The 17,705-nt window shown below is 70.9% G+C and carries 17 protein-coding genes; 12 read left to right on the top strand and 5 right to left on the bottom strand.

Annotated features, from left to right (window positions below):
- Nucleotides 1-42 precede the first annotated feature (42 nt).
- Entirely contained in the window at nucleotides 43-2,097 is a 2,055-nt protein-coding gene (locus AB0M01_RS04550; RefSeq protein WP_363665473.1) for a TIGR03773 family transporter-associated surface protein, read from the bottom strand.
- Between the two features lie 344 nt (nucleotides 2,098-2,441).
- Between AB0M01_RS04550 and AB0M01_RS04545 the strand changes: the two genes are divergently transcribed.
- Genes AB0M01_RS04545 through AB0M01_RS04525 form a run of 5 tightly spaced genes read left to right on the top strand, consistent with a single transcriptional unit; the run spans nucleotide 2,442 to nucleotide 8,965 of the window.
- Entirely contained in the window at nucleotides 2,442-3,089 is a 648-nt protein-coding gene (locus tag AB0M01_RS04545; protein ID WP_363665472.1) for a 50S ribosomal protein L25/general stress protein Ctc, read from the top strand.
- A gap of 46 nt (nucleotides 3,090-3,135) precedes the next feature.
- Entirely contained in the window at nucleotides 3,136-3,711 is a 576-nt protein-coding gene (gene pth / locus AB0M01_RS04540; RefSeq protein WP_363665471.1) for an aminoacyl-tRNA hydrolase, read from the top strand.
- Nucleotides 3,708-7,346, top strand: coding sequence for a transcription-repair coupling factor (mfd, locus tag AB0M01_RS04535; RefSeq protein ID WP_363665470.1), 3,639 nt, complete (start codon nucleotides 3,708-3,710; stop codon nucleotides 7,344-7,346). Before pth ends, mfd begins: the two co-directional genes overlap by 4 nt.
- A gap of 25 nt (nucleotides 7,347-7,371) precedes the next feature.
- A complete protein-coding gene (locus AB0M01_RS04530) occupies nucleotides 7,372-8,007 on the top strand; it encodes a hypothetical protein (protein WP_363665469.1) in 636 nt (211 codons plus the stop codon).
- Between the two features lie 4 nt (nucleotides 8,008-8,011).
- Nucleotides 8,012-8,965 (top strand): MazG family protein, encoded by a 954-nt coding sequence (locus AB0M01_RS04525; RefSeq protein ID WP_363665468.1) that lies wholly within the window; start codon nucleotides 8,012-8,014, stop codon nucleotides 8,963-8,965.
- A gap of 3 nt (nucleotides 8,966-8,968) precedes the next feature.
- Here the strand turns inward: AB0M01_RS04525 and AB0M01_RS04520 are convergent, their stop codons facing one another.
- The 3 genes from AB0M01_RS04520 to AB0M01_RS04510 are packed head-to-tail and all read right to left on the bottom strand — an operon-like array spanning nucleotide 8,969 to nucleotide 10,228.
- Nucleotides 8,969-9,259, bottom strand: coding sequence for a transcriptional regulator (locus AB0M01_RS04520; protein ID WP_363665467.1), 291 nt, complete (start codon nucleotides 9,257-9,259; stop codon nucleotides 8,969-8,971).
- Complete coding sequence (locus tag AB0M01_RS04515; protein ID WP_363665466.1) at nucleotides 9,256-9,717, bottom strand: hypothetical protein; 462 nt, start codon at nucleotides 9,715-9,717, stop codon at nucleotides 9,256-9,258. Before AB0M01_RS04515 ends, AB0M01_RS04520 begins: the two co-directional genes overlap by 4 nt.
- Before the next feature lie 10 nt (nucleotides 9,718-9,727).
- A complete protein-coding gene (locus AB0M01_RS04510) occupies nucleotides 9,728-10,228 on the bottom strand; it encodes a hypothetical protein (protein ID WP_363665465.1) in 501 nt (166 codons plus the stop codon).
- Nucleotides 10,229-10,298: 70 nt separating this feature from the next.
- Between AB0M01_RS04510 and AB0M01_RS04505 the strand changes: the two genes are divergently transcribed.
- The gene (locus AB0M01_RS04505; RefSeq protein ID WP_363665464.1) at nucleotides 10,299-11,147 is read left to right on the top strand and encodes a LysR family transcriptional regulator; all 849 of its coding nucleotides are present in this window, start codon (nucleotides 10,299-10,301) and stop codon (nucleotides 11,145-11,147) included.
- Nucleotides 11,144-11,659 (top strand): tRNA 2'-phosphotransferase, encoded by a 516-nt coding sequence (locus tag AB0M01_RS04500; protein ID WP_363665463.1) that lies wholly within the window; start codon nucleotides 11,144-11,146, stop codon nucleotides 11,657-11,659. Before AB0M01_RS04505 ends, AB0M01_RS04500 begins: the two co-directional genes overlap by 4 nt.
- A 7-nt stretch (nucleotides 11,660-11,666) precedes the next feature.
- Here the strand turns inward: AB0M01_RS04500 and AB0M01_RS04495 are convergent, their stop codons facing one another.
- A complete protein-coding gene (locus AB0M01_RS04495) occupies nucleotides 11,667-12,695 on the bottom strand; it encodes a hypothetical protein (RefSeq protein WP_363665462.1) in 1,029 nt (342 codons plus the stop codon).
- Nucleotides 12,696-12,995: 300 nt separating this feature from the next.
- On the opposite strand from AB0M01_RS04495, the gene AB0M01_RS04490 reads away from it, so the two are divergent.
- The 5 genes from AB0M01_RS04490 (at nucleotide 12,996) to AB0M01_RS04470 (ending at nucleotide 17,702) form a co-directional block, all read left to right on the top strand.
- Complete coding sequence (locus AB0M01_RS04490) at nucleotides 12,996-14,165, top strand: phosphotransferase (RefSeq protein ID WP_363665461.1); 1,170 nt, start codon at nucleotides 12,996-12,998, stop codon at nucleotides 14,163-14,165.
- A gap of 167 nt (nucleotides 14,166-14,332) precedes the next feature.
- Nucleotides 14,333-15,613, top strand: coding sequence for a phosphopyruvate hydratase (gene eno / locus AB0M01_RS04485; RefSeq protein WP_363665460.1), 1,281 nt, complete (start codon nucleotides 14,333-14,335; stop codon nucleotides 15,611-15,613).
- A gap of 4 nt (nucleotides 15,614-15,617) precedes the next feature.
- Nucleotides 15,618-16,220 carry a septum formation initiator family protein gene (locus AB0M01_RS04480; protein WP_363665459.1) on the top strand — a complete coding sequence of 201 codons (603 nt, stop codon included), beginning with the start codon at nucleotides 15,618-15,620 and terminating at the stop codon, nucleotides 16,218-16,220.
- Nucleotides 16,217-16,699 (top strand): DUF501 domain-containing protein, encoded by a 483-nt coding sequence (locus AB0M01_RS04475; protein WP_363665458.1) that lies wholly within the window; start codon nucleotides 16,217-16,219, stop codon nucleotides 16,697-16,699. Before AB0M01_RS04480 ends, AB0M01_RS04475 begins: the two co-directional genes overlap by 4 nt.
- A gap of 31 nt (nucleotides 16,700-16,730) precedes the next feature.
- On the top strand, nucleotides 16,731-17,702 hold the full coding sequence (locus tag AB0M01_RS04470) for a Ppx/GppA phosphatase family protein (protein WP_363666202.1): 972 nt from the start codon (nucleotides 16,731-16,733) through the stop codon (nucleotides 17,700-17,702).
- The last annotated feature ends 3 nt before the right edge of the window (nucleotides 17,703-17,705 follow it).

The raw sequence follows: 17,705 nt of genomic DNA, 5'->3' as shown, positions 1-17,705 counted from the left end.
TGGGCGGTGCACAAAGTGGGGGTTGCGGCGGGGGGAAGGGGGTCATGCTTTGGGCTCCTGGGTGGCCTGGCGACGGCGGCGGGTGGCGACGAGCAGGACGGTGCCGACGACGAGCAGCACGGCGCCGCCGACGATCCAGCCGAAGGTGGCGTCGGCCCCGGTGGTCGCGAGGCTGCAGCTGGGCGCTGAGGGCTTGACTGCGTCTCGGGTCAGGGGGGAGGTGAGGGGTGCGGAGAGCTGGTTGGCGGAGCTGCCGCTGGCGGGCAGCTGCTTGGGGGAATTTCCGCTGGTGGGCAGCTGGTTGCCAGGAGCCCCACCGCCGGGGAGCTGGTTGGCGGAGGCCCCGCTGCCCGGGAGTTGGTTGGCGGGAGCACCTCCACCCTGTTGCTGGGGGCCGACTTTGAAGGTGAGGGTGCTCGTGCTCTTGCCGGCCGTGCCGGTGGCGAGGGTGGCGGTGTGGGTGAAGGTCAGCTGGTAGGTGCCGGGCTGGGTGAAGGTCCAGTTGCCGTGGGCGTGCGTGCCGAGCGGGACCTTGACGGTGTCGGGGAGGCCGTCGGCGCTGTTGAACACGATCTTCGGCTGACCGAACGAGTCGAACTCGAAGACCGCGACGCGTCCTGGGCCGGTGACCTTGTCCAGGCGCCAGTTCACCGAGCCGCCGGAGACCTGGGTGGCGGTGAGTTCCTCGGTGTTCCAGCCGAGCCAGACCACGCCGTCCTTCTGGGTCTGCGGGATCTGCCAGAGCTTCGAGCCGGCCGGGCCGAGGAAGCCGAAGGCTCCACCTGGTGCGGTCGCCTCGGCGGCTGTTCCCAGCTCGACGAGGACGTCTTCGGGGGCTCGCCAGACGACCGGTCCCCGGGTGCCGTCCTTCACGCGTGAGCGCAGACCGTTGCCTTCGACGCGTACGGCGAAGTCGGCGTGGCCGGTGGTGAGCTTGACCGACGGGCCGCCGGAGGGCGGACGAGTCGGGGTCGGGTTCGTGGTGGGGTCAGGAGAGTTGGTGGCGCCGGGGCTCGACGAGCCGGTGGTGTCAGGGCCGGGCGAGGTGGTCGAGCCGGCAGTGTGCGACGTGGTGGTGACACACGGGCGGAGCGCGGAGCTCTTGGCGACGGGGACCGGGCGCTCGGGAGCGGGCGGCGACGAGGACGGCGGAGTGGTCGGGAGACCGGCGGGGACGGAGGGCGAGTTGGGTGGGAGCGTCGGGTGGCTGCTCGGCGGGGTCGCCGGGCGCGAGGCCGACGGTGAAGCCGGCCGAGTGACCGGCGGCGAGCTCGGCGAGGAGGTCGGGGGAGCCGTCGGCGACGTCGGCGGCCGGGTCGGTGAGGTCGGCGTGGTCGGGGGACTGGTCGGAGGAGGCGTCGGGGTGGTCGGCGCCGTCGTCGGGGGACTGGTCGGCGGCGTGACCGTCGGCGGTTCGTACCCGCCGACGGCGAAGGTGTAGGTGACCGGCCCTGAGGTCAGCGCCCGCCCGTCGGGCGTCCGGGCGGTGGCCTCGAAGACCAGGCTGTACGTGCCGAGCTGGGTGAACGCCCAGTTGGCGTGCACGTGCCGCCCGACCGGCTGACGCACGGTCCGGTACGCCGGGTCGGCGGAGCTGAACAGCCGCGGCACCGAGCCGGCGAACTCGTCGTAGTTGAAGAACACCTCGACCGCTCCGGGCCCCGCGGCCGAGACCAGCGTGAGGTCGACCGCGTCACCCGCCAGGGCGCCGGCCGGGATCGTCTCGGTGTCCCAGCCCGGCCAGAGCAGCTCCGGGTCCTGGGACTCGGGAGCGATCCAGACCGGTGCGCCGGGGCTGCCGAGGAACCCGAAGGCGGGCAGGTCGGGCGGCTCGACCCGGGCGGTTCCGCGGTCCTCGAGGTTGAAGACCAGACCGGCCGGATCGGCCTCGCGGTAGTCGCCGTTGCCGATCCGGGTCCGCAGCTGCAGCCGCGCACCGTCGTACGTCGTGTGCAGGACGTCGGTGTGGACGGCGCGCAGCACCTCGGGCGGGGCGTCGGCGGCGCTGGCGTACCGCGGAATGAGCAGGATCAGGCAGGTCAGCAGGGCGAGTCCGGCGGCCGGGACCCAGCGGCGGAACAGGTGAGTGGCGGTCACGAGCCGGGACTCTAACTGAATCGACAATCATTTTCATTAGGGCTTCCCGGAACCGCGCCGGAGCACGCCGAAAAGTCGTCACGGCGGACCGGTGACCCGGATTTCCGCTCTGGGCGCAGTGGTGGGTAGACTGTTTTGGTTGCCTCGGCGAGGGACGCCCCCCGACTGCGCTCTACCAAGCGCTCGACTCGGTGAGAAGTGCTAGGCGGGCGCGGCTCCGTGATCGACGCGGTGGTTCGTTGCCTGACGCCTTTTCCGGAGTCAAGACGTGCCCGCTGAGGCTCTGCAACCGGTTCCACCACCAGTCAACAGATCACCGCAACAAGCTTGAGGGAGTTCATCTCGTGGCCGAGGTCAAGATCCAAGCCGAGTCGCGCACTGAGTTCGGCAAGGGTGCTGCCCGCCGAATCCGCCGGGACAGCAAGGTCCCCGCCGTTCTGTACGGCCACGGCAGTGACCCCGTGCACATCACGCTGCCCGGGCACGACACCATGCTGGCCCTGAAGACCGCCAACGCCCTGCTGCTGATCGAGATCGAGGGCGGCGAGAGCCAGCTCGCGCTGCCGAAGCAGGTCCAGCGGGACCCGATCAAGGGCTTCATCGAGCACGTCGACCTGGTCATCGTGAAGCGCGGTGAGAAGGTCCAGGTCGAGATCGCCGTCCACCTCGAGGGTGACGCGGCCAGCGAGACCCTGGTCGTGCTGGAGAACGCGAACGTCCTGGTCGAGGCCGAGGCGACGCACATCCCGGACGGCGTCACCGTCTCCATCGAGGGCCTCGAGGCCGGCGCGCAGATCCACGCCTCCGACCTGAAGCTGCCCGCGGGTGTCGAGCTGGCCGTCGAGCCGGACACGCTGGTCGTCAACGTGACCGCCGCCGCGACCGCCGAGCAGCTGGACGCGGAGCTGGCCGAGGCCGAGGCCGAGGCGGGCATCGAGAAGGACGAGGCCGAGGCCCCCGCCGAGGAGCCGGTCGCCGCTGCCGCGGAGTAAGCACCTCGCCGTACAGGCATCGAATCAGGAGAGGGCCGGGAGATCCGTGGCGGACGACGTGTGGTTGGTCGTCGGGCTGGGGAATCCCGGCCCTTCCTATGCCAAGACGCGGCACAACGTCGGCCAGATGGTCGTCGACGAGCTGGCCGGCCGGGTCGGCGGCGGCTGGAAGCAGCACAAGCAGGCCCGGGCCGAGGTGATCGAGACCCGGGTCAGCGGGTACCGGACGATCCTGGCCAAGCCGCGGTCGTTCATGAACGAGTCCGGCGGCCCGGTCGCCGGGCTGCTGAAGTTCTTCAAGGTCGAGCCGGCCAACCTGGTCGCCGTGCACGACGAGCTGGACATCGACTTCGCGGCGCTGCGGCTGAAGTTCGGCGGCGGCGACAACGGGCACAACGGCCTGAAGTCGATCCGGAAGTCGGTTGGTACCGGTGACTACCATCGAGTGCGGTTCGGGGTCGGGCGCCCGCCCGGCCGGCAGAGCCCGGCGGACTTCGTGCTGAACGAGTTCTCCGGCACCGAGCGCAAAGACCTGCCGTTCGAGCTCGACCGTACGGCGGACGCGATCGAGTCGCTGCTCGCCGACGGCCTGGAAGTCTCTCAAGGGAAGTACAACTCGTGAAGTTAGCCGGTCTGGTCGACACCCTCGTCACCGATCCGGTGGTCGCGGACGTGCTCCGTGACGCCAGCAAGGACATCCGCGCCGACGGAGTCGCCACGCTCGACCTGAGCGCGCCCGGCCCGATCCGTCCGGTGCTGCTCGCCGCGCTCGCTTCCGAGCGGCTCGGCGCCGACCGGCCGGTGCTGGCGGTCACCGCCACGTTCCGCGAGGCCGAGGAGCTGACCGAGGCGCTGCAGTGCCTGGTCGAGCCCGGCTCGGTCGCCTACTACCCGGCCTGGGAGACGCTGCCGCACGAGCGGCTGTCGCCCCGGTCCGACACGGTCGGCCGGCGGCTCGCCGTACTGCGCCGCCTGGTGCACCCGGACCCGTCCGACGAGACCACGGGGCCGATCAAGATCCTCGTCGCGCCGGTGCGGTCCGTGCTGCAGCCGCAGGTCGCCGGGCTGGCCGACCTGCGCCCGGTGCAGCTGCACGTCGGCGACACCGTCGAGCTGGAGGACGTGGTCACGCGCCTCGCCGCGGCGGCGTACAGCCGGGTGGACCTGGTCGAGCGGCGCGGTGAGTTCGCGGTCCGCGGCGGGATCATCGACGTCTTCCCGCCGACCGAGGAGCACCCGCTGCGGGTCGACTTCTTCGGCGACGACGTCGAGGAGATCCGGTACTTCGCGGTCGCCGACCAGCGCTCGCTGGAGATCGCCGAGCACGGCCTGTGGGCGCCGCCGTGCCGTGAGCTGCTGCTCACCGACGAGGTGCGTGCGCGGGCCGGCGTACTGGCCAAGGAGCACCCGGAGCTGGCGGAGCTGTTCGAGAAGCTCGCCGAGGGGCACGCGGTCGAGGGGATGGAGTCGCTCGCGCCCGTCCTGGTCGACCACATGGAGCTGCTGGTCGACCTGATGCCGGAAGGCACCCACGTCGTGGTCAGCGACCCCGAGCGGGTCCGCGCCCGGGCGCACGACCTGGTCGCGACCAGCCAGGAGTTCCTGGAGGCGTCGTGGGCGGCGGCTGCCGGTGGTGGTGAGGCCCCGATCGATCTGGGCGCGGCGGCGTACATGTCGCTGGCCGACGTACGGACGCAGGCGCTCGACCGCGGGCTGGCCTGGTGGAGCCTGTCGCCGTTCGCGGCGGCGCCGACCGACGAGCCCGAGCTGCGCGACTCGATGGGCGCGCGGGTCTCGTTCGACATCGACACCGACTCCGGCGCGGTCCGCAGCCGGCAGATCGCCGCGCACGAGGTCGAGGCGTACCGCGGTGAGACCGCGGCTGCCGCCGAGGACATCCGCGGCTGGCTGCGCGACGGCTGGCGGGTTGTCTGCGTCACCGAGGGCCACGGCCCGGCCCAGCGGCTGGCCGAGGTGTTCTCCGAGGCGGAGCTGCCGGCCCGGACCGTCGACTCGATCGACGGCATCCCGGAGCCGGGCGTCGTACTGATCTCCCAGGGCGCGCTCGACCACGGGTTCATTGCCGACGGCATCAAGTTCGCGGTGCTCACCGAGAACGACCTGGCCGGCCAGCGCTCGGCGGCCGAACGCCGTTCCCAGCAACGGATGCCGAGCCGCCGGAAGAAGGCCGTCGACCCGCTCGAGCTGGCCCCCGGCGACTTCGTCGTGCACGAGCAGCACGGGGTCGGCCGGTACGTCGAGATGATGCAGCGCACGGTCGGCACCGGCAACCAGCGCACCACCCGCGAGTACGTCGTGATCGAGTTCGCGCCGAGCAAGCGCGGCCAGCCCGGCGACCGGCTGTTCGTCCCGACCGACCAGCTCGACCAGGTCACCCGGTACGTCGGCGGCGAGCAGCCGACGCTGGACAAGATGGGCGGCGGCGACTGGGCCAAGCGCAAGGGCCGCGCCCGCAAGGCGGTCCGCCAGATCGCCGGCGAGCTGATCAAGCTGTACGCCGCCCGCCAGGCCACCAAGGGCCACGCGTTCGCCAAGGACACGCCCTGGCAGCGCGAGCTGGAGGACGCGTTCCCGTTCGTCGAGACGCCGGACCAGCTGGCCACCATCGACGACGTCAAGCACGACATGGAACGCATCACGCCGATGGACCGGATCGTCTGCGGCGACGTCGGCTACGGCAAGACCGAGATCGCGGTCCGGGCGGCGTTCAAGGCGGTCCAGGACGGCAAGCAGGTCGCCGTACTGGTGCCGACCACGCTGCTCGTCCAGCAGCACTACGCGACCTTCGCCGAGCGGTACGCCGCGTTCCCGGTGAACGTCGCGCCGCTGTCGCGGTTCCAGACCGACAAGGAGTCGAAGGCGACCATCGACGGGCTGGCCGACGGCTCGGTCGACGTCGTGATCGGCACCCACCGGCTGTTCGGCGGCGAGGTCGCGTTCAAGGACCTCGGGCTGGTGATCGTCGACGAGGAGCAGCGCTTCGGCGTCGAGCACAAGGAGCAGCTGAAGCGGCTGCGCACCGCGGTCGACGTCCTGACCATGTCGGCGACGCCGATCCCGCGGACCCTGGAGATGTCGATCACCGGCATCCGGGAGATGTCCACGATCGCCACCCCGCCCGAGGAGCGGCACCCGGTGCTGACCTTCGTCGGCGCGTACGAAGAGGGGCAGATCACCGCCGCGATCCGGCGCGAGCTGCTCCGCGAGGGCCAGGTCTTCGTCGTCCACAACCGGGTGAACACGATCGAGAAGGCCGCCGCGCGGATCCGCCAGCTGGTCCCCGAGGCGCGGGTCAGCGTCGCGCACGGCCAGATGAACGAGCACACCCTGGAGAACGTGATCCAGGACTTCTGGGAGAAGCGCTCCGACGTGATCGTCTGTACGACGATCGTCGAGTCCGGGATCGACATCTCGAACGCGAACACGATGATCGTCGAGCGCGCCGACCTGCTCGGCCTCTCGCAGCTGCACCAGCTGCGCGGCCGGGTCGGGCGGGGCCGCGAACGCGCGTACGCGTACTTCTTCTTCCCGCCGGAGAAGCCGCTCACCGAGACCGCGCACGACCGGCTGGCCACCATCGCCCAGCACGCTGACCTCGGCGGCGGCATGGCGGTCGCGATGAAGGACCTGGAGATCCGCGGCGCCGGCAACCTGCTCGGCGGCGAGCAGTCCGGGCACATCGCCGACGTCGGGTTCGACCTGTACGTCCGGCTGGTCGGCGAGGCGGTCGCGGAGTACCGCGGTGACACCCAGGCCGAGGAGCCCGAGGTCAAGATCGAGCTGCCGATCGACGCCCACCTGCCGCACGACTACGTGCCCTCGCAGCGGCTGCGGCTGGAGATGTACCAGCGGCTGGCCGCCGTACGGGACGAGGCGGGCATCGCCGAGCTGGTCGAGGAGCTGCACGACCGGTACGGCGACATCCCGCAGCCGGTGCTGAACCTGATCGAGGTGGCGAAGTTCCGCAACCACGCGCGCGTCGCGGGGCTGCACGACGTCACGCTGCAGGGCAATCTGATCCGGTTCGGGCCGGTCGAGCTGCCCGACTCGAAGGTGCTGCGGCTGAACAGGCTGTACCCGAAGAGTCTGGTCAAGCCGCAACTGCGTACGATCCTGGTGCCGAGACCTGCCACCCGGCCGGTCGCCGGTGAGCCGCTGCGCGACCAGGAGCTGCTGCAGTGGTGCGCGAGACTGATCGACGACGTGATCGCCGAGCCCGTGGGGGCGACGGCCTGATGAGTTCCAGCTGGAGGAGAGTGCGTTGAGCAGAAACCTCGTCAAGGTGGCGGGTGCCGCGCTGGCTTCGGTGCTGCTGCTGGGTGGCTGCGCCACCGGGACCCACCCGGGTGCCGCGGCCGTCGTCGGCGGGACCGAGATCACCGTCGGCGACGTCGACGACACCTCGCGCTCGGTGACCACCGCGCTCGGCCAGCCGTTCACGGCCTCGCTGGCGCTCAGCGAGCTGGTGAACAGCGCGCTGGTGCAGCAGATCGCCGACCAGCGCTCGGTCACGGTCACCGACGCCGAGCTGGCGCCGGCCATGAAGGCGGTCGTCGGCGACCAGGCGGCGTACGAGAAGTTCGTCGCCGACCCGGTGGCCGAGGAGTTCCTGCGCGGCGTCGCGAAGGCGGCGGTCGGCACCATCAAGCTCGGTGGCGGCACCGGGATCACCGACCCGAACGTGCAGCAGGCCCAGCAGGCCGGCCTGGTCGCGGTCAAGGACGCCTCGAAGGACATCGACGTCACCATCTCGCCGCGGTTCGGCAAGTGGACCGACGGCGCGATCGACGGCAAGGTCTCCGGCTCGCTGTCGGAGGAGTCCGCGCAGGCCAAGGCCAAGCGCGAGGCCGCCGAGCAGCAGCAACAGCAGCAACAGCAGCCGCAGCCGCAGGGCTGACGCCTTGATCAAGGTCGTCCTGACCAGCCCGCGGGTCGCGCCGGGTCTGCTGACCCGCGCGGCCTGGCAGGCGTTCGAGCAGGCCTCGGTGATCGGCGCGGCGGCCGGGGTCGAGAGCCCTTCTGTGCAGGCGGTGGTCGGCTCCGGGCTCGTCGTGACGTCGGTCGAAGGTGGCGCGGACGCGCAGTGGTCGTGGCTGGTTGCCGCCGCCTCTGAAGGCCAGGCTGTCGCATGGCTGGTGGGTGAGGACGGCGAGCCGGCGTTGCTGCGGCTGGTCGCGGACCAGTTGGCGCGGGAGCCGCGGCCGGCGTACGAGGTGGAGATCCTGCACGGCTCGTACGACGTACCGGGGGCTCGGCTGATCGACCTGGTCCAGGTGATGGACCGGCTGCGCCGCAACTGCCCGTGGGACCAGGAGCAGACGCACGAGTCGCTGGCGAAGTACCTGCTCGAGGAGACGTACGAAACGCTCGAGGCGATCGACACCGGGGACTACACGCACCTGCGCGAGGAGCTGGGAGATCTGCTGCTGCAGATCGCCTTCCACGCGCGGGTGGCGGAGGAGGCCGAGGACGGGTTCACCATCGACGACGTCGCCGGTGGGATCGTCGAGAAGCTGATCCGGCGGCATCCGCATGTGTTTGCCGGGGTTGCGGTCGACGGGGTCGCCGACGTCGAGGCGAACTGGGAGACGATCAAGGCGGCGGAGAAGCAGCGATCGTCGGTGCTGGACGGGATTCCGCTGGCGCTGCCGGCGTTGGCGCTGGCGGACAAGGTGGTCGGGCGGGCCGCGAAGGTGCTGCCTCCTGTATCGGTCGAGGCTTCCTCCACTGACATCGGTGAGGCTCTGCTCGCTCTCGTCCGTCAGGCGCGTGAGCTCGGTGTCGACCCCGAGCAGGCGCTGCGCAAGGCCACGCACGAGCTGGCCGACCAGGTCCGCAGTACCGAGGCCGGCTGACCTCTAGAGCGGTCCGTCGAGCAGGGCGCGGAGTGCGTCGCGGTGGGCGGCGTACGCCTTCTGGCCGGCCCGGGTCAGCTTGTACGTCGTCGTCGCGCCGCGCCCGCGGCCGTCCTTGGCCGCGCTGACGTAGCCGGCGGCCTCCAGCGCCGACATGTGCTTCGACAGGTCCGAGTCGCTGACCTCCAGGAAGTCCTTCAGGAAGCGGAACGACGCCGTCGGCGCGTTGGCCAGCACCGCCATCGCGGCCAGCCGCTTCGGTGCGTGGATGACCGGGTCGAGGCCCTTGATCACGCCAGCCGCTCCTTCACGCGCGCGGCCGCGACGGCGTACCGGCGTTCGTAGACGACCAGCCCGCTCGTGACGAGCACGAACGCGACGACCGCCGCCGCGGGCACCCCGACCAGCCACCAGACCAGGCCGACCGCGACCACCACAGCGGCGAGGCCCGCGAAGTACTTGCCCCACAAGGCGCCGATCTCCGCCGGTGGCTTGCCGCGTCCCGGCATCGGCAGCGCGCCGTGCCGCCGCTGCATCCACGTGACGAACACCAGCTCCAGCACGATCAGCGCCGCGAGCGATCCCGCGAACAGGGCGGCGTTCTCCCGCCACCAGGTGAACGTCGCGATCATCGCCGCCACCCACAGCCCGATCGCCGGCGCGTACCACCACGGCGTCACCGGGTACTCGACGTACGGCGCCGCCTCGGCCCGCTCGAGGTTCCGCAACTGCTCCCGCGCATCACTTTCCATACCGGAAAGCCTAGAGATCACTTTCCACTTTCGCAAGTAGAAAGCTTTCGACCTCGGCCCAGGTGCGGGCCGCGGTGACGCCCGGTGCGACGTACCGGCTGCGTTGCGGACCAAAGAGGTACCGGTGCTCGACCAGCCCGTCGAGGGCCTCGTGCACGTCCGGCTTGTCGTCGACGAAGTGGGTGATGGCGAGCTCCCGGCAGTGGATCGCCTTGTCCCGCCGCTGCAGGCAGAACCGGACGTTGTCCGCCGGGATCCCGGTCTGCTCGAAGAAGCGGTGGTGGGCGAGCCACTGCAGCGACCGCTGCTGGATCCGGGGTCCGCACTTGGACACCAGCCAGACCCGTTGGTCGAAGACGCGGGTCAGCCGGCTGATCGCCGCGAACGCACCCCGTACCGCCGGCGTCCGCAGCATCGCCGCGGTGTCGCCCTGGAAGAAGGAGGTGTCACCTGGTCCGTTGGTCCCGTCGATGATCACCCGGCCGATGTCGATCCCCAGTCGTTGCTCCATGCCACCAAGCCTGACCGCCCGGGCTTTCCAGCAGAACTATTTATCGACACGGCGACTATAGTCTGCGGTTATGGAGCTGGTGGCCGACGACCTGACCGCGTTCGCGGCCTTCGCCGCCCACCGCAACTTCACCCGCGCCGCCGAGGAGCTGCACGTCAGCCAGCCCGCGCTGCACACCCGCATCCGCAAGCTCGAGCAACGCCTCGGGCAGCCGCTCTACTCCAAGCACGGCCGCCAGCTCCGCCTGACCGCCGCGGGGGAGTCCCTGGCCGCCTTCGCCAACGAGTCCCGCTCCCGCGCCGACGCGTTCCTGGGCAGTCTCGGTGCGGGCGTCGAGCGCCCGCTGGTCCTGGCCGCCGGCTCCGGCGCGTATCTGTACCTCCTCGGCGACCCGATCCGCCGCTACCTCACGCCCCGGCGCCAGCTCCGCCTGATGACCGCCGACGCCACCGGCACGGTCGACGCCGTCCGAACCGGTACGGCGGACCTCGGCGTCACCGCCCTCGCGGTCCCACCGAAGGACCTCGCCTGCGTCCAGCTCGCCCGGTTCCCCCAGGTCCTGGTCACCCGCCCGAACCACCGCCTGGCCGACCGCCGCAGCATCCGGCTGAAGGACCTCGGCGGCGAAGCGCTCGTCGTACCGCCGCCGACCCGTCCGCACCGCCGCCAGCTCGAACGAAGCCTGCTCGACGCCGGCGTCGATTGGTCGGTGGCCGTCGAAGCCGAAGGCTGGGACCTGCTGGTCCACTTCGTCCGCCTGGGCATCGGTCCCGCGGTTGTCAACGGCTCGGTCCGCGTCCCCGCCGCGCTGCGAGCGGTCCCGATCCGCGACCTGCCGCCGATCCGCTATTACATCCTCACCCGCCCCGAACGCGCCACCGACGACCGGTTGACCGTCCTGCGCACAATGCTCCTGTGAGCGACGTCGTACGCACGAGCAAACGCCTATCGTGGCTGCTGAGACACGGCGCCGGCGAGAAGGGCCTCCTGATGACTCCTGACGGGTGGTCGTCGATCGAGGACGTCCTCGCGCTGCTCGGTATCGACCGCTCCGCCCTGGACCTGGCGGTCGCCCGCAACGACAAGAACCGCCTGCAGGTCGACGGCGCTCTCATCCGAGCCTGCCAAGGCCACTCCCTGGCCGGCATGCCAGTCACCGTCGAGGCCCTCGAATCCAGCTGGCAGCGCGTCCACCCCGCGGGCCCGCTCTGGCACGGCACGACGCCCGCCGCCCTGCCCGCGATCCGCCGTACCGGCCTGCTCGCTGGTCGCCGTACGCACGTCCATCTGGCGCCCAGCGCGGACAGTCACGTCGGCAAACGCTTCACCGCCGCAGTCCTGCTCAAGATCGACCCGACCGACCTGGTGATCTTCGAGGCACCCAACGGCGTCCTCCTCACCCGCCACGTCCCCCCGGCCGCGATCACCTGACCCCGGCTTACTCGCCGGATACCTCGGCCAGGTAGGTGTCCTGTAGGCCTTCGAGCTTGCTCTCCTGCCAGCCGAGCGCCCAGAACCGGCCGTTGTGCACGGTCGCGCCGAAGAGCACTGACGGCTTGGTGGGAGCTGGTACGTCGACGAAGCCGGTCGGTGTCCAGCGCAGCGCGGTGGTTTCCCGGTCTCCCCATCCGTCCCCGACGATGAACGGTTTGCCGTTCACCACGTCGACGGCCAGCGGCTGGCCGGTCTGCCGCGGCGTTCGTACCTCCGACCAGCGCTTGCCGTCGAAGTGGTAGGCGACCGGCGTCCGGTAGTAGACCGGGTCCTCGCGGTGCCCGACCGCCCAGATGTCGTTCGGCCCGACGACCGCGAAGTCGTTCACGTAGACGCCGGCGGCCCCGGGCAGCGCGGCCTTCGTCCAGCCGTTGCCGTCGTAGTGCTTGATCCCGTCGTCGAACGCCGCGACCCAGATGTCGATCGGGGACACGGCCGCGATGTCCGAGGCATACCCCGGGACGCCGAGGACGTCGTCGGTCAGCGGGAGCCAGCTCTTGCCGTTGTACCGCTCGACGAAGACGGTCGACTGCTCACCTTCGACGCCGACCACCCAGATCTCGTCCTCGACGACGGCGACGGACTGCAGCAGCCCGTCCGGATGGCTCGGCAGCGGGATCTCGCGCCAGGCGGTCCCGTCCCAGTGCTGGACCAACGGCCGGCTGGGACCGTCCGGTTCGCCCCAGCTGCCGACCGCCCAGACGTCGTTCGCCGATCGGACCTCCACGTCCATCAGGCGGCCGAACGCCCGCGGCTGGGCCGTCGGGTGCCATTCGCCGTTCTCCCACCGGGCCGCGACCGGGTGGTCCCAGTCCTTGCCGTCCTCGCGGCTGGACCCGACGCCCCACAGTGCGCCACCGCGTGAGCTGATCGAGTCGAACGTCGTACCGGTGGCCGGAATCGGCTGCTCGACCCAGGTGGGCGTAGTGGGCGCGGCGAGCAGGCTGAGAACGGTCGCGAGTGCGGGGATCATCTGGGGGCCTCCGAGGTGCTTGCGTCTGTACGGCGTGCTGTCGGAGGAGTGAGAGCGCGGCGGGCCGGGTTTTGTTTCGCCGAACCGGAGACTTTCGTCAGCGCGCAACAGTCGGTTGACGTGCGCCGGGCGTTCGACGACGATCGGTGGTGGCGTTGACCTGACGCCGAGCCTGCGAGGACCTGCCCCAGCCGGGACCTCGGGACGGCGAAGGGGAATCTGCCCTCAGGGTCGCGACCGGTCCAAGCCTGTTCGAGTGTCCCGTTGCTGGGGGACGACGACACGTCGAGGAGGCTCGTCATGACCAAGCAGAGCAGTTTCAAGCGCGCGGCCCGCGAACGCGCCCGCGCCACCGGACAGCGGTACACCCAGGCCCGCGCCGACCTGGAGCTGGCGAACCGGCAGGAGTTCGCGCACTCGCGCCCGTTCGACCCGGCGGCACTGAGGCTCCATCTCGAGGACCGGTACGGGATCGCGATCAGCTCGATGATGCCGATCGACGACGACCCCGCCACCCGCCCCCGCGACTCCTGGCCGGGGCACTACCCGTGGACCCTGGTCGTCGAGCACACCGACGGCCGGACGTCGCGCAGTACCTCTCCGGCCTCGACCTCGACCGGAGCGACAGCGCACCGGCGCTGGATCGCGCGGGTGTTCTCCTCGTCGGCCGACCGCGTCAGCCGCGTCCGCGGCGACGCGGAGATCCTGCGCTTCCTCGCCGCCCACGACTTCCCCGCCGAACGCGTCATCCACGACGACCCCGTCACCGTCCACGACGGCAAGGGCATCATCCTCACCGACTTCGTCCCCGGCGGCCGCCCGAGCGCCGATTCCCCCGCCGTCTGGCACGAACTGGCAGACCTCCTCGGCCGCCTGCACACACTCCCCGCAGCCGACGGCGCGGTCGCGAGACCCGGCGGCGCCGAGGAACACGACGGCGGCTTCCACGTCGGCCGCCCCACCCAGGACCTGGCCGCCGCGATGAGCTTCCTGGTCAGCGTCGAAGACAGCGTGACTGCCGGTGCTCGCGAGAAGTTCGAGTGGCTCCGCGACCAGGTCGAATCCGCCGACGCCGCCGAGGCCCTCCCCGAGGCCCTGACCCACAGCAACTACCACCCCTGGGCCGCCGTCGGCGACGTCGGCAACCTGTCGATCGTCGGCTGGGCCGGCTCCGGCCGCGGCCCAAGATTGCCCGCTCTGGCCTGGCTCCTCCGCACCGCCGCCGAGCAGAACGCGGCCGAGAACGTCCCCGCGGTAATGCGCGGCTACTCCCAGCACGTCCGCCTGACCGACGAGGAACTCCACCGGCTCCCTGCGATCCTCAACCTGCGGCCGTTGTGGCTCGCCTGCCTCGACTTCCGAATGACGGTGAAGCACGGCGGCACTCCGGCGCTGAACGAGGGCTGGCTACAGCCGGCGAGCGTCGAGCAGGCCGAGCGCTTGGCGGCTCAGGTGATCGCGGCGCTGTAGAACTCCAACTGCCTGCACTCGTGCACCAGTGAGGCAGGAGAAAGGTGTGTTGCTGACGAGGCAGGGGCTGGGTGGGTGGGAGGCTGAATGCTGACGCGGTCCACCCCGTCGGCTGGTCTGACCGTTAGGCTCGGCGGTGATCCGTCATCTGAAGCTTGGGAGTAGATGTGGCCACCATCGAGGCCGTCGGCGCGCGCGAGATCCTCGACTCGCGCGGGAACCCCACTGTCGAGGTCGAGGTTCTGCTCGACGACGACACCGTCGCCCGGGCCGCGGTGCCGTCGGGCGCGTCCACCGGCCAGTTCGAGGCCGTCGAGCTGCGCGACGGCGACAAGGCCCGGTACGGCGGTAAGGGCGTGCTCAAGGCCGTCACCGCCATTCTCGAGGACATCGACAAGGAGATCGTCGGGTACGACGTCCACGAGCAGCGGCTGATCGACCAGGCCCTGCTCGACCTGGACGGTACGCCGAACAAGGCGAAGCTGGGCGCGAACGCGATCCTCGGTGTCAGCCTGGCGGTTGCGAAGGCCGCGGCCGACTCGGCCGGTCTGCCGCTGTTCCGTTACGTCGGCGGCCCGAACGCGCACGTCCTGCCGGTCCCGATGATGAACATCCTGAACGGCGGCGCGCACGCCGACAGCAACGTCGACGTGCAGGAGTTCATGATCGCCCCGATCGGCGCGGCGACGTACGCCGAGGCGCTGATGCAGGGCGCGGGCGTCTACCACGCGCTGAAGGCGGTACTGAAGGAGCGCGGCCTGTCCACCGGTCTCGGTGACGAGGGTGGTTTCGCGCCGAACCTGGGCAGCAACCGCGAGGCCCTCGACCTGATCGCGGTCGCGGTCGAGAAGACCGGCCTGAAGCTCGGCACCGACATCGCCCTGGCGATGGATGTGGCCGCGAGCGAGTTCCACACCGACGGCGTGTACGCCTTCGAGGGCGGCAAGAAGTCGGCCGACGAGATGATCGCGTACTACGCCGAGCTGGTCGCGGCGTACCCGATCGTGTCGATCGAGGACCCGCTGAACGAGGAGGACTGGGACGGCTGGAAGGCCATCACGGCCGAGCTCGGCACCAAGACCCAGCTGGTCGGCGACGACCTGTTCGTCACCAACGTCGAGCGGCTGCAGCGCGGTATCACCGAGAAGTCGGCGAACAGCCTGCTGGTCAAGGTGAACCAGATCGGCTCGCTGAGCGAGACCCTGGACGCCGTCGACCTGGCGCACCGCAACGGGTTCACCTGCATGATGTCGCACCGGTCCGGCGAGACCGAGGACACCACGATCGCCGACCTGGCGGTCGCGACGAACTGCGGCCAGATCAAGTCCGGCGCCCCGGCGCGCTCGGACCGGACCGCGAAGTACAACCAGCTGCTCCGGATCGAGGAGGAGCTGGACGACGCGGCCCGGTACGCCGGCCGCTCGGCCTTCCCGCGGTTCCAGGGCTGATCTGATGGCGTCCCGCCGGGATACCGGTGCCCGACCCGGCTCGCGTCCGTCGAGCCGGACCCAGTCGCGGCCACCGGTCCGGCGGGACGGCACCCAGCCCAAACGCCGTACGACGGGAGCGCCGCCTCCGCCGCCCAGGACGCGCGGTTCGCGCAACCTGACCGGCCGGGCGGCCGTCGTACTGCTCGTTCTCGGGGCCCTGATCGTGTCGTACGCGCAGAGCCTGCGGGTCTGGTTCGACCAGCACCAGCAGATCACCGCGCTGCAGCAGGAGATCCGGGACCGGGAGAAGCGTGTCGACCAGCTGAACGACGAGATCGCCCGCTGGGACGACGACGCGTACGTGCGCGCGCAGGCCCGGCAGCGGCTGGGCTGGGTGATGCCCGGCGAGGTCGGGTACCGGGTGATCGGCGCGGACGGCAAACCGATCGGTGCGCCGCCGGAGCCGACCGGTCCGGCCGATGCCGAGGCGGACGTGCAGAAGCCGACCTGGTACACCAAGCTGTGGGGCAGCGTCGAGGGCGCCGGCAAACCCGCCGAGCCGCCCAAACCGCCGGCTGTGAAGCCGACCCCCAAGCCCATCCTCACCCCGAAGGCCAATCGTTGAGCGTCACCTCCGAAGACACCGCCGCCGTCAGCGCCCAGCTCGGGCGGGAGGCGCGCGGCATCCGCAGCATCGCGCACCGCTGCTCCTGCGGCCTGCCGGACGTGGTCGAGACCGAGCCGCGGCTCCCGGACGGTACGCCGTTCCCGACGACGTACTACGTGACGTGCCCGCGGCTGGCGTCGGCGATCGGGACGCTCGAGGCCGGCGGCATGATGAAGGAGATGACCGAGCGCCTCGGCACCGACGAGGAGCTGGCGGCGGCGTACAAGGCCGCGCACGAGTCGTATCTGGAGCACCGCGAGTCGATCGAGCACGTCGAGGAGATCGCGGGGATCTCGGCGGGCGGGATGCCGACGCGCGTGAAGTGCCTGCACGTCCTGATCGGTCACTCGCTGGCCGCCGGGCCGGGGGTGAACCCGCTGGGGGACGAGGCGTTGAAGGCGCTGGAGGACTGGGGCCGTCGGGGTCCCTGTGTCTGAGTTCTCCGGCGAGGCGAGCTCGGCCGAGGCGATGGGGCGGTCGGCAACGACCGACTTCCCGCCGGTTGCCGAGGGCACCGTTCGGGTCGCTGCCGTTGACTGTGGCACCAATTCGCTGCGGCTGCTGATCGCGGACGTTGCCGACGGCAAGCTGACCGAGCTGGACCGGCGGATGACCGTCGTACGGCTGGGGCAGGGGGTCGACTCGACCGGGATGTTCGCGCCGGAGGCGTTGGAGCGGGCGTTCGCGGCCTCCGACGAGTACGCCGCGCTGGTCCGCCGGGCCGGTGTCGAGCGGATCCGCTTCGTCGCGACGTCGGCGGCGCGGGACGTGCGGAACCGGGACGAGTTCTTCGCCGGGATCGAGCAGCGCTTCGGCGTCACGCCGGACATCATCTCCGGCGACGAGGAGGCGGCGCTGAGCTTCCACGGCGCGACCGCCGGGCTCGCTGATCTCGACGTACCGGGGCCCTATCTGGTCGCCGACATCGGCGGCGGCTCGACCGAGCTCGTGCTCGGTGACGCGTCCGGGGTGATTGCGGCGCAGTCGCTCGACATGGGGTCGGTGCGGATGACCGAGCGACACCTCGGGTCCGACCCGTCGACGATCCCCGAGATGGCGGCCGCGACCAAGGACGTCGACGAGCTGCTCGACTCGACGACGGTGCCGCTCGATCAGGCCCGGACGCTGATCGGGGTCGCGGGCACGGTGACGACGGTTGCCGCGGTGGCGTTGAAGCTGGTGGAGTACGACCCTGCGGTCATTCATCACGCGCGGATCGAGGGGGAGGTGCTGCTGGACACGACGTCGTGGCTGATGGGGTCGACCCGGGTTCAGCGCACGGTCGAGCCGGCGATCCATCCGGGGCGGGTGGATGTGATCGGCGCGGGGGCGTTGATCCTGCAGCGGCTGTACGACCGGTTGACGCTGACGCGCGACGAGGTGGTTGTGTCCGAGCACGACATTCTGGACGGCGTCGCGCTGGCCCTCGGCCGGAGCTGATCG

This window comes from Kribbella sp. NPDC051770 (assembly GCF_040681455.1).
Taxonomy (GTDB): Bacteria; Actinomycetota; Actinomycetes; order Propionibacteriales; family Kribbellaceae; genus Kribbella.
Note: the sequence above shows the minus strand (reverse complement) of the source record. Positions and strands in the feature narration are given on the sequence as shown.